This is a genomic window from Shewanella sp. DNRA4 (assembly GCF_012843185.1).
Lineage (GTDB): Bacteria > Pseudomonadota > Gammaproteobacteria > Enterobacterales > Shewanellaceae > Shewanella > Shewanella xiamenensis.
On sequence record NZ_JABAIP010000006.1, the window covers coordinates 120771 to 134290 of the forward strand.

A 13520-nucleotide genomic window follows, 5' to 3' on the forward strand; every position below is an offset into this window, starting at 1 on the left:
AGTAAGATTTTGTAAAAGGTTATGACACTTATCGATTCATCCCACCTTATTAAAAGACAGAATGAACAAAATCTAATCTCGAAACGTCAACACGCCCTAGTTATAGCCTTATCATTAAAACGCTTTACCAATAAATAAATAAACTGACTTATCACCCATATCGGTAATACCAAAACCAATCGCCGCAGGTCCCATTGTGGTATCAGTGCCGATGTACAGACTCGATGCATAAATAAGATCAGTAAGCGATACTTCTGATCGTTCAAACCACACATTACCTGCCTCTAAACTTAAGCCTAAGTACAGAGGGTAATCTCGCATACCTAAGGCATCACGCCCTAAATCATACTGATAAATAAAGGCACCAAAGAGTTTATGAGCTCCATTCAACGAGTCCTTGTGATAACCAGAAAGATTTAAGAAACCGCCTAAATCAGACAAGTGCAAGGTATTGAGGCCATCATTATTATTTGTCGCAAGCGACGCTTTACCCACAAACGCATGATTACCAACGCTCAGCGCCCCTTTCCAGTCGGCCTCTATCTGCACGCTATAGTCGTTCTGATTATCGATGACATCGTCAAAATTCTCTTTACGAACATAAACGTTTAAGCTGACACGATTGCCCGATGTCGGAAAACTAATACTGTCTAAGCTGTCATACCCCATCCTGAAATAGGCACCATAGGAATTAAAATCAAAATCCTGAAGTAGCCAAGCATCATTAATAATGACACCTTTTTCCGCCACTAGCCCCAACTCGACAACGCCTTGCAGCACATAGTTGTAACCAATACCTAATTCGACGGTGTGGGTTTTCTTATCAAAGGTTAGCGCACGATTATTGTTATCGTATAAGTCCCAATTATGGATATCGTATTGATAACGAGCTCGACTATAAAACTCTTGATCCCGATTCAAGGGCTGATAAAACTCAGTCGCAAATAGCTTCTCGAATCCAAGCTTAACTTCGTTTCGCCACTCTCCGCCATTAAAGGTTAAGTCTGTCATGGTATAAGCCATATCAAAGCTGATGGCTGAATCAGAGCTAAAATCGTCCTCCCAATTAAAGCCTAGTTGGAAATAATTAGGTCCCCATGATTTAGCGCGCGTGGTTACCGTAAGTACACGCCCTTCTTTACCCTCCACAAATTCGGCGTCAACACGTTCAAATTTATTTAAGGAATAGATACGTTTTATCGCCTCGTTCAATTCATCTTTAGTAATATTCTGACCAGGTTTAAGTTCTAGGGTTTCTTTTAATAAATTAAGGCTAACTTTTGAGTGGTTATCAAACACAATTTCCTTGATAGGATGAGCGATATCCGCCATGACAGTCTTACCCTTGGCCCTTTTACTCTCAACATAGGCGGCATATTGTTCTTCGCTAACGCTCATCTTTTGCAATTTAACTAACTGACTGGTCGCCGCTTCTTTGCCGAGGGTTAACGCTAAAGGCATGATGGTAAAATCGGTTGTGCTTAGGGCATCGATCGCAGGACGGATCAACACATCATTATCAGTCAATAATTGCTTTTGTTTTTCAGTACTGGCGTTAGTCAAGAAATTGGACAACTGATCTAATACGGCAATAGTGCTATCGAGCTTATCTTTTTTTACCAGTGGTGAGCCAATATCCACAGCAATGATAATATCAGCGCCCATCGCCTTCACTACGTCCACAGGCATATTGTTGGCAATACCACCATCCACCAGTAACTTACCGTCGATTTGCGTAGGTTGTAATGCACCTGGCACCGTAGCAGAAGCCTGCATTGCTTTGATAATACTGCCATGGTTAAGCACTACGGGTAGACTGGTTTCTAAATCCGTCGCCACGGCACGATAAGGAATAGCTAAAGCATCAAAATCACCAAATTGCTCCACTAAATCCGTAGACTGTCGTAATAACTGCGACATGGTCTGCCCACGCAATACCCCACTTGGCGCTTTCACCTCGCCTTCGGTATAACCAATATTGAGCGGAATATTATAGCGATCTCGTAACTGTTTATCTCGATAACTCAATACATTACGAGGGATGGTATCCGAATAACCACTATCCCAATCAACCCCCATCATGATGGTTTCGACTTCACTTGCACTGTATCCCAAGGCATACATACCCGCGACATAAGCGCCGATACTCGTACCTGCAATATAGTCCACAGGAATATGATGTTCTTCTAAAATTTTAAGTACACCAACATGGGCGGCGCCTTTAGCACCACCACCGCTTAACACTAATCCTATTTTTGGCCGTTCAGCCGCACATAAGGGAGTCAGCAACACACATAAAAAGAGAGAAGCTACTATTCGGCGCATCATAATGAGTACTTTTATAGGATAAAAAATTTCGAGTTAATATTAGCAAATTTATCTATTTAACCATCAGTCATATTTTATCTGAACCGATGAGTTGAAAATTTGCCATTAATGATCGCGTTATTTCATTTACGTTTAAACACAAGTGCTGTAAACAGATAATTCAACATAAAACCCCAACTTGAGCCGAGGCTAAAAATGCGCAATTAAGCACACATAAATTGCAGATTAAGATTGCAATGAGTCAAGCGGAGACTGTAACTGAAGATATTTTTCAAAATCACTGACAGACATTGGTTTAGCAAAGTAATAGCCCTGAACAATATAACAGCCACGGCTAAAAAGCTGCTCTAACTGCTCAACGGTTTCGACCCCTTCTGCTACTACGGTTAATTTTAAGTTACGAGCCAATTCAATAATACTACTCACAATAGCCTGATCGGCAGAATTAGAGGCGATATCGATCAAAAATGAACGGTCAATTTTGAGTGTATTCACCTCAAAATTGCGTAAATAAGCTAAAGAGGAATATCCGGTGCCAAAGTCGTCAATCGCGACTTCAATGCCAAGCTCGTCAAGCTGCATTAAGTGGGCTTTAGCCACCTGCAACTCTTTCATTAACACCCCTTCGGTAATTTCTAAGCATAAAGATGAAGCGGGCATACGGGTGGCATCGAGAATTTTCTTCACGCCATCGATAAAGTCTGGTTGACGGAAATGCACAGCTGAAATATTGACCGACAATTTAAATGGCTCAGCGGTTTGCATTGCCCATTTGGCCCCATCCGAACACGCGCGGCGTAAAACCCAGCGATCAATATCAACAACCAAACCACAAGCTTCGGCAACTTTAATAAAAATATCGGGTCGCACAAAACCATCGACGGGATGTCGCCAACGAATGAGTGCTTCCATGCCAATAAATTTATCCCCCTGCAAAATATCAATTTGTGGTTGATAATACAGTTCAAATTCTTGCCGCTCTATCGCTTTACGTAAATCAGCCTCCAAACGTAAATGGTATAACGCTTGGGCATTGCGCTCTGATGAATAATATTTGAAGTTACCACGACCTTCTTCCTTGGCATGATACATGGCCAGATCCGCATTTTTTATGAAGGCTTCTGGCTGCATTGCATCATCGGGCCAAATACTGATCCCAATGCTAGTTGAAATATAAAACTCGCGGCCAAACAACCTAAATGGCGCGACGATTTGTGCCAACAACTGTTCTGCTAAGTGGTTAATATCACTTAACTCTTTAACATTCTTCAGCAAAATAACAAATTCATCGCCACCAAAACGGCAGAGTAAATGGTCACTTCCGATACAGGATTGTAATCGATTAGATGCTTCAACTAAGAGTGCATCGCCCATACTGTGGCCATAGGAATCATTGACATGCTTAAATCTATCTAGGTCAAGAAACAGCAATGCTAACTTTTCACCACTTTGCTCAGCCGCTTGAATAGATTGCATCAAACGATTGGCGAATAACGAACGGTTAGGGAGTCCTGTTAATACATCGTAATTTGCCAGACGTCTGAGGTCGGCCTCGGTGCGTTTCCGCTCAGTGATATCTGAAAATACCACTACATAGTGAATGGCATTTTCATTTAATGACTGCATCACCGACACGTTAAGCCATACGGGATACACTAGGCCGTTTTGTCCGACTAACTCACGCTCACCCGTCCATGAGCTATCCTGACCAAGTAACTGGGCAACTTCCGTAGACAACCCGTCCTTCATTTGCACAAATTGCGAAAATGATAGGCCGACTAAGCTCTGTTGTTCTGAGCCTATAATGTGCTGTGCGGCATGATTGGCAACACGAATATTTTCATCTACGTCTAAAATAAGTACACCTTCTGATGTATTTTCAAACGCTTGAGCTAAAAGACTGACTTCATCTTCAAGCTGTCGCTGCAAGGTTATATCACTATAAATCCCCGCTACCCGCTCAATAACTTGGGTTTGTTTATTACGAGCCACAGGACGCCCACGCACTCTCAACCAGCCCCAGTTACCATCGCGACGATGATATCGATATTCGGCTTCAAACCGATCAACCTCTCCTGCAAGCATGCTATTCCATTGCACCAGTACTTTTTCCCGATCCAAAGGATGTACGGGAAGTGATTCAAGAGTAAGTACAATTTCGTTGGCATGACTTCCCAAGACATAACCGCGGTTATCGAGATAAAAACATTGGCTATCCCTGTGCCATTCCCAAAGATCAGAGTCGCTGCCACGTAACGATTGCCTGAGACGATCATCACTCTCGGTTAGCGCTTGGTTCATCGCCATAAAGGTGCGAACCTGACGCTGTCGATACCACGCTAAACTCAGTGCAATAATTGAAAACACTAATAATAATAGGCCTTTAAACCCTTGAGTCAGCCACCAGTGCTGCTCAACATAGAAGGGAAAAGTAAAGGGCTTATCTGACCAGATTCCATTGACTTGGCTTAACACCTCAAGTACATATTCTCCTGCCGCTAAGCCTGCGAGGTTTACCTGCGACTCACCTTGGAGCAACACGTAGTTATCTTCCTCCCCTTGATATCTGAGTCGATATTTAAATTGTATTGGCGAATCATCAAGGTAATCGAGGTTAGTGATCTGCAGGCTTACCATATTGGCGTCAGGCTTAATCACCATCAACGGTTTAGGTAGCAACGAGACTTGGGTATTGATGTCGTAATAAACCGATACCGACTCCAACATCACATGATCATCGGCAATACGGTTGACCATCTTGTCCACATCAAGGTTCATCACCCCTTCAGGAGTACCAATATACAGACCTGAAACGGCAGAATAGAAATAGGCGCCTTCATTCATTTCATTAGAAATTAGGCCATCAAGTTGGTTAAACATTGAGATTTGCCCTGTCGCTCTATCTTGACGAATTAGCGAATCAGCACAGGCAACGACATTGGCATTGGTTGTTTTTTGGATAAAAAATACTGAACTACAATTTACTTGCCATTGTGAACTTAACGAAACCAGTTTGCCGCCGTGGAGATTTAATTCGAATAAGCCCCTTTCATAGGAGCCAAACCACATCACACCGGGAGATATTTCTTCAATATGGCTAATTGAGGGCACAGAGTTTAAGCCACTAAACAATTGTCTTTGATCGCGAAAAAGATTTTGCTCGTCGATATAACCAAATACTTTTCGTCCACCTATCCATAACTTGCCGTCAGAGGCTCGATATAAAGTACGAATGGTCGGCCGCTTAAGCTCTGGCGAATCCCCAGTTGTCCCATCAAAGTTAAATGGCTGCGGCTCAAACAGTCCTTGCTCCCAAAAATACAGCCCCGTACCCGTTGCAATCCAAAACCGTCCTTTGAGTTTGGGATCGGCATAAGTGCCATAGATGAGTTTATTTTTAAATACTTCACCACCGTGCGTCCACTGGGCAAAACTGATCCCTTTTAAGGTCAACTTATCCACGACAAACAAACCACTCGTGGTCGAAACTAATAAATAGTGGTCAATAAAGCGACTGATCCCGTAAACACTCTCGTGCGGCTTTAATCCCTCAATATCTACGGTAATTGCTTTTTGAGTGTTTCGCCCGACAAAGCTGACATTTGACGCCCCAAACCATAATCCTTCATCACTCGCAAACACCGACCACACCATAGCGTCAGATAATTGGTGTGGCGGTTCGCCAGTATAAGTATCAAGAATGAAATCCGGTTGCGAGGCCAGTAAGGCTAAACCATCTCCAGAGCCCCCAACCCACATCAAACCTGATTTATCAAACAATATCGCCTTTAATGTTTCCATATTGGCTTGAGTTTTAAGCTCTTGTTGATAATTTTCAATCTGATGGGTATCTGGAGACCACTTTAATAAACCTGCCCGACTCGAAAACCAAATCTCACCATTATGGCCTTCAGCCATAGCAGTGCTCCAATCGGGTAATTCAGGAACAGGGAAAATCTGTAAGGTTTTTGGTTCTAATCGGTAAATCCCTCGACTCGTTGCAATCCAAATACGCTGTTTTGAATCCTCAAGCATATCCAGAATACTGCCCATAGGTTCAGTCCATTGGTAATCAACGACTTTTTCCCCGGCACTGTTGAGGAGTAACAATTGAAATTGACCCGCAACAAGAAACTGACCATCAGGCATGCTCAATAACTTGCGCCAAGGTAGATCGCGATTAACGGGTAACTGACTCACTAAAGTTAAGGTCAAGGTTGAGGGGGATAAGTCGTAAATCTGGCCGTTATCAATCAACAAGCGCCATTCTTGGGCATTTTTACGAGCAGCAGAAATTAACACTCCACCAGGGAAATGAGGGAATAAATTAGGTGACCCCATCTGGGTAAATTGATTTTTTGCGATGTCATAAAGATAGGTTGCGGCATTGGTACTGACTAACAGCATATCGCGATCGATATTGACAACTGTTGTCAAAAACTCATCTGCAAGGCGTAACTCAGAACCCGTTTTATCAATTCGCCTCACTTTAGAATTACTAACCCGATATAAACCTTGCTCGGTTGCAGCCCATATAAAACCATGGTCATCGAGTGTGAGCGCGCGAATACTGGTCGCTTCAAGTCCGTCCCTGTCGGAAAACACCCGTTGTACAAAACTACCCGCCCAAGCCGAATGAAGACCTGAACAAAAAACCAATATTGATGCCAAAAGGAAGTGGATTATTATTTTTTTCATTTGACGACTTACTTAACACCATAGTTTTACTGTAGCAGTTCAACAGCCTGAATACACCCGCACATTCACATTAACTTTACATTTTTACTTAGGCAATAAAAAAGCGCCCTAAAGGCGCTTTTACAAATATAAGTCTCAACTTATTTCAGGACGAGACAAAGGTTAAATTACTTTTTCTTTGCCTTTGGGTTTGGTAGGTCAGTAATAGAACCTTCGTAGATTTCAGCCGCTAGACCCACTGACTCGTGTAGCGTTGGGTGAGCGTGAATGGTTAATGCTAAATCTTCAGCATCACAACCCATTTCGATGGCTAGGCCAATTTCGCCTAACAGTTCGCCACCGTTCACACCTACGATAGCACCACCGATTACGCGGTGAGTGTCTTTATCGAAAATCAGCTTAGTCATACCTTCGCTGCAATCTGAAGCGATTGCACGGCCAGATGCAGCCCATGGGAAAGTCGCTGTTTCGTAAGCAATACCTTGCTCTTTCGCTTCTTTCTCAGTCAGACCAACCCAGGCCACTTCAGGGTCTGTGTAAGCGATTGATGGGATGACTTTTGGATCGAAGTAGTGCTTCATGCCAGCGATAACTTCGGCCGCTACGTGGCCTTCGTGCACGCCTTTGTGAGCGAGCATTGGTTGACCAACGATGTCACCGATAGCGTAGATGTGCGGTACGTTAGTACGTAATTGTTTGTCTACGTTGATGAAACCACGCTCATCAATCTTAACGCCCGCTTTTTCAGCGTCGATCAGCTTGCCATTTGGTGTACGGCCGATAGCCACTAATACTGCATCGTAACGTACTGGCTCAGTTGGCGCGCTCTTACCTTCCATCGAAACGTAGATACCGTCTTCACGGGCTTCAACCGCAGTCACTTTAGTTTCGAGGATCAGGTTGAATTTCTTCTTGATTTGCTTAGTGAATACGCGAACAACGTCTTTGTCAGCCGCAGGGATCACTTGGTCGAACATTTCAACCACGTCGATTTCACTGCCCAGAGAAGAGTAAACCGTACCCATTTCTAAACCGATGATACCGCCGCCCATGACCAGCAGTTTGCCAGGAACTTCTTTCAGTTCTAATGCGTCGGTCGAATCCCAAATACGTGGGTCTTCATGGGGAATGAATGGCAGTTTGATTGGGCGAGAACCCGCAGCGATGATCGCTTGGTCAAACTTAACAACGGTCACAGTGCCGTCTTCAGCTGTCACTTCTAAGCTGTTAGGGCCAGTAAATTTACCGAAGCCATTAACAACGTTTACTTTACGCATTTTAGACATGCCGCCTAAGCCACCAGTCAACTGGCTGATCACTTTTTGCTTAAAGCTGCGTAACTTGTCTAAATCGATGGTTGGCTCGCCGAACACCACACCGTGTGCAGCAACGGCTTTGGCTTCTTCGATGACTTTAGCAACGTGTAACAGGGCTTTAGATGGGATACAACCCACGTTCAGACACACGCCACCTAAGGTGCTAAAACGTTCAACGATAACGGTTTCCAGACCTAAGTCAGCCGCACGGAAGGCAGCAGAATATCCCGCAGGACCTGCACCTAATACCACTACCTGAGTTTTGATTTCGTTACTCATGTTTTCCTCTAATTCTCATTCAATCCGTTGGAGGGGAGTAATCCTGCCAACCGAAAATGCGCCAGCGCGTAAGGTGGGCGCATTTTAACCTGTGTTTGATACTGATCACAATAAACAAAAGGCCACTCAAGATGAGCAGCCTTATTTGTTTACAGAATCAAAGTACGAATATCGGACAGAATTCCTGACAGGGTCACGCTAAAGCGTGCAGCCATTGCACCATCGATCACGCGGTGATCGTAGGATAGCGACAGTGGCAACATCAATTTAGGCTCGAACTCTTTACCATTCCACTTAGGCTTAATTTCAGATTTAGAAACACCTAAAATCGCCACGTCTGGGTAGTTAACGATTGGGGTAAATGCAGTACCACCAATGCCACCTAGGCTTGAAATAGTGAAGCAGCTACCCTGCATATCAGCAGATTTGAGCTTACCATCGCGAGCACGGATAGAAATATCGGCCAGCTCACGAGATAACTCGATAATGCCTTTCTTATCCACGTCACGCACCACTGGCACAACCAAACCGTTTGGCGTATCAACCGCCACACCGATGTGGTAGTACTTCTTCTGGATCAGTGATTCACCGTCGCTGCTTAAGCTTGAGTTGAACACTGGGAACTGTTGCAGCGTTTTCGCCACAGCTTTCATCATAAAGACCAGCGGAGTGATCTTATAATCGGCTTTCTTCTTCGCCGCCGCGTCGTTCTGCTGCTTACGGAACTCTTCCATTTCAGTGATATCAGCTTCATCGAACTGAGTCACGTGAGGAATAGTTACCCAGTTGCGGTGCAGGTTTGGACCAGAGATTTTCTGGATACGGCTTAATGGAATCTCTTCCACTTCACCAAACTTGCTGAAATCCACTTTCGGTGCGGCAATCACTTGCAGACCACCACCGTTACCCGCTGCAACGGAAGTTGCCGCTGTCGCCTTAGGACGAGACAGTTCGTATTTCACATACGCCTGAACGTCTTCCTTCATGATGCGACCTTTACGGCCAGAACCCGTCACTTGAGTAAGATCCACACCAAATTCACGGGCCAAACGGCGAACCGCAGGAGACGCATGAACCGCACCAGTAGACACAGGCGCACCTGCACTTGGGTGATGTGGAACCGGTGGACGGCTCGGCGCGGCTGCAACAGGTGCTGGTGCCGCTTCTTGGGCGACAGGTGCAGAAACTGGCGCTGCGGCTTGAGCTACTGGCACAGGAGCTGCACCAGCAGTCACAGTCTCAATCGTCGCAATCACGCTACCTTGAGAAACCTTATCACCCACTTTAACGGTTAACGACAACAGTTTACCGGCGAATGGCGCAGGCACTTCCATGGTCGCTTTATCGGTTTCTAACGTGATCAAACCTTGGTCAGCAGTGATCATATCACCCACAGACACTAGCACTTCGATCACATCGACATTGCTGGCATCACCAATATCTGGCACTTGGATTTCTTTAACGGCAACCACTGGTGCAGCAGCTACTGGAGCAACAGCCGCCGCAGGTGCCGCTTGAGCGACAGGAGCTGATGCTGCTGGCGCGCTTGCTTGTGGAGCAGCGGCAGCAGGAGCTGCGCCACCCACTTCGAGCATGATCACTAATGAGCCTTGGGAAACCTTGTCACCCACAGCCACTTTCACTTCTTTTACCACACCCGCGAATGGCGATGGTACGTCCATAGTCGCTTTGTCGGTTTCAAGCGTGATAAGGCCAGCGTCAACCTCAATCTTATCGCCAGCGGCAACTAAGACTTCGATAACAGACACATCGGTGTCACCACCGATATCCGGCACAGTGACTTCAACCACTTGGGTTGCGCCCGTGGCTGGCGCGGCAGCTACAGGGGCAGGAGCCGCTTGTACTGGAGCAGGTGCTGCTGGAGCTGGCGCAGGAGTGGTAGCTTGAGCAACTGGCGCAGCTTGAACATTAGCTGTGCCCGCTGCTTGCATCATCGCAATTAAGGTACCTTCGCTGACTTTGTCACCGACGGCCACTTTCAATTCGGCTAACACACCTGCGAAAGGCGCAGGAATATCCATGGTCGCCTTGTCGCTTTCGACGGTAATAATCGAGTCATCGGCCGCGAGGGTATCACCCACAGAAGCACAGATTTCGATAACCTGTACTTCATCGCCGCCGATATCAGGAACAAAAACTTCTTTTAATTCAGCCATTTTTATTGCCTCTTACGCGTACTGTGGATTGATCTTGTCAGCGTCGATGCCGTATTCCTTGATGGCATTTGCTAACACATCAACAGGCAGCTCTTTACGATCAACCAGTGACTTCAGTGCCGCGATAACGATGAACTTAGCGTCCACTTCGAAGTGGTGACGCAGGTTGTCACGGCTGTCTGAGCGACCGAAACCGTCAGTACCTAACACTTTGTAATCGGTTGGCATAAATGCACGTAACTGCTCGCCGTAGATCTTCATGTAGTCAGTCGCTGCGATTGCAGGCGCATCACTGGAGATCACTTGGCTGATATACGCTTGTTTTGGCGTTTGCGTTGGGTGCAGCATGTTCCAACGTTCTGCCGCTTGACCATCGCGAGTCAGTTCGTTGAAGCTGGTCACGCTAAATACGTCGGCAGTGATACCAAAGTCCTTCGCCAGCGCCTGCGCCGCTTTACGGGTTTGCTCAAGAATGGTGCCACAGCTCAATAACTGCACTTTGCCTTTACCAGAACCACTAACCGTTTCCAGCTTGTAGATACCTTTAACGATACCTTCCTCGGCACCTTCTGGCATTTCAGGCTGGATGTAGTTTTCGTTCATTGTGGTCAGGTAGTAGAAGACATCTTCTTGTTTTTCGCCGTACATACGACGAATACCATCTTGAACGATAACGGCAATTTCATAACCATAAGTTGGATCGTAGGTAATACAGTTAGGAATAGTGTTAGCCAGTACGTGACTGTGACCATCCTGATGCTGTAAACCTTCACCGTTCAGTGTTGTACGGCCTGAAGTACCACCGACTAAGAAGCCACGTGCACGCATATCACCCGCAGCCCAAGCCATGTCGCCAATACGTTGGAAACCGAACATTGAGTAGTAGATGTAGAATGGGATCATCGGTGTATCGTTGACTGAGTAGCTGGTCGCAGCAGCAACCCAAGATGACATTGCACCCAGTTCGTTAATCCCTTCTTGCAATACTTGACCGGTTTTATCTTCACGGTAGTAAGCCACTTGGTCAGAGTCTTGCGGTACGTATTTTTGGCCTTCGTGAGCATAAATACCCACTTGGCGGAACAGACCTTCCATACCGAAAGTACGCGCTTCATCAGGGATAATTGGCACAATGTTTTTGCCAATTTTCTTGTCTTTTAACAGCGCAGTCAGTACGCGAACAAACGCCATGGTCGATGAAATTTCACGGCCATTTGAGCCTGCTAAGATCGAATCGAAAATCTTCAGTGATGGTACTTCCAGCTCTTCGCTGAACTTCTCACGACGTTGTGGCACGCTACCATGCAGCGCGGCACGACGGCTCATCATGTACTTCACTTCTTCCGAATCTGGACCTGGGTGGTAGAACGGCAGATCTTCTAATTGATCGTCAGGAATCGGGATATTGAAACGATCGCGGAAGTAACGGATAGACTCGATACCCATTTTCTTCACGTTGTGGGCGATGTTCTTACCTTCACCCGCATCACCGAGGCCGTAACCTTTAACGGTTTTCGCTAGGATCACCGTTGGGCGACCTTTAGTCTTACGCGCATGGTCTAATGCCGCGTACACTTTCACTGGGTCATGACCACCACGGTTTAAGCGCCAAATGTCATCATCTGACATGTTCGCCACCATTTCGGCGGTTTCTGGGTATTTGCCGAAGAAGTGTTCGCGAGTATAAGCGCCACCTTTGGCTTTACAGTTTTGGTATTCACCGTCAACGGTTTCTTCCATTAACTGCAATAACTTACCGCTGGTATCACGGGCCAATAATGGATCCCAATAACGACCCCAAATCACTTTCACGACTTCCCAGCCAGCGCCGCGGAATTCGCCTTCCAGTTCTTGGATGATCTTACCGTTACCGCGTACTGGGCCGTCCAGACGTTGCAGGTTACAGTTGATGATAAAGACTAAGTTATCTAATTCTTCGCGGGCAGCTAAACCAATCGCACCTAAGGCTTCTGGCTCGTCACACTCACCGTCACCTAAGAAGCAGTAAACGGTTTGCTCAGAACAATCTTTCAGACCACGGTCAGTCAGATATTTTAAGAAGCGCGCTTGGTAAATCGCTTGGATTGGGCCTAAACCCATAGAAACCGTTGGGAATTGCCAGTAGTCAGGCATCAGCTTAGGGTGCGGATACGAAGACAGGCCTTTGCCATCCACTTCTTGACGAAAGTTAGCCAGTTGATCTTCCGTTAAACGACCTTCCAAGAATGAACGCGCATAGATACCTGGGGCAATATGACCTTGGAAATACACTAAGTCGCCGCCGTCTTTCTCGTTTGGCGCACGGAAGAAGTGGTTGAAACACACATCATAGATGGTCGCACTGGAAGCGAAACTCGAAATATGGCCGCCTAATTCTAAATCTTTTTTAGAACCACGCAGAACCATAGCTAAGGCGTTCCAACGGATGATGGCGCGAATGCGACGTTCCATCTCTTGGTTGCCTGGCATGTGCGGCTCTTGACCCGCTGGAATGGTGTTCAAATAGGCTGTGGTCGCCGTATAAGGCAAGTGTGTACCATTGCGACGGGCTTTATCGATCAGTTTCTCTAATAAGAAATGGGCGCGTTCAGGGCCTTCCTGTTCTAATACAGCTTGCAGGGCATCAACCCATTCCTGAGTCTCTAACGGATCTAAGTCTTGTAGCATATCTTCAGACATGACACTGTCCTTCTCTATATACATGATAATGAATGGTATTTGC

The 13520-nt window shown here is 45.9% G+C and carries 5 protein-coding genes; all 5 read right to left on the reverse strand.

Going from position 1 to position 13520, the window contains the following annotated elements; all coding sequences use genetic code 11:
* Positions 1–114: 114 nt before the first annotated feature.
* The 5 genes from HG547_RS08250 to aceE all read right to left on the reverse strand — a co-directional run bounded on the left by HG547_RS08250 (position 115) and on the right by aceE (position 13477).
* Complete coding sequence (locus HG547_RS08250; protein WP_169547578.1) at positions 115–2328, reverse strand: patatin-like phospholipase family protein; 2214 nt, start codon at positions 2326–2328, stop codon at positions 115–117.
* Between the two features lie 225 nt (positions 2329–2553).
* Complete coding sequence (locus HG547_RS08255) at positions 2554–7026, reverse strand: EAL domain-containing protein (RefSeq protein WP_169547579.1); 4473 nt, start codon at positions 7024–7026, stop codon at positions 2554–2556.
* 167 nt (positions 7027–7193) lie between these two features.
* Positions 7194–8621, reverse strand: coding sequence for a dihydrolipoyl dehydrogenase (gene lpdA / locus HG547_RS08260; RefSeq protein WP_011715641.1), 1428 nt, complete (start codon positions 8619–8621; stop codon positions 7194–7196).
* Between the two features lie 149 nt (positions 8622–8770).
* A complete protein-coding gene (aceF, locus tag HG547_RS08265; protein ID WP_169547580.1) occupies positions 8771–10798 on the reverse strand; it encodes a pyruvate dehydrogenase complex dihydrolipoyllysine-residue acetyltransferase in 2028 nt (675 codons plus the stop codon).
* Between the two features lie 12 nt (positions 10799–10810).
* Positions 10811–13477, reverse strand: coding sequence for a pyruvate dehydrogenase (acetyl-transferring), homodimeric type (aceE, locus tag HG547_RS08270; protein WP_169547581.1), 2667 nt, complete (start codon positions 13475–13477; stop codon positions 10811–10813).
* Positions 13478–13520 lie beyond the last annotated feature (43 nt).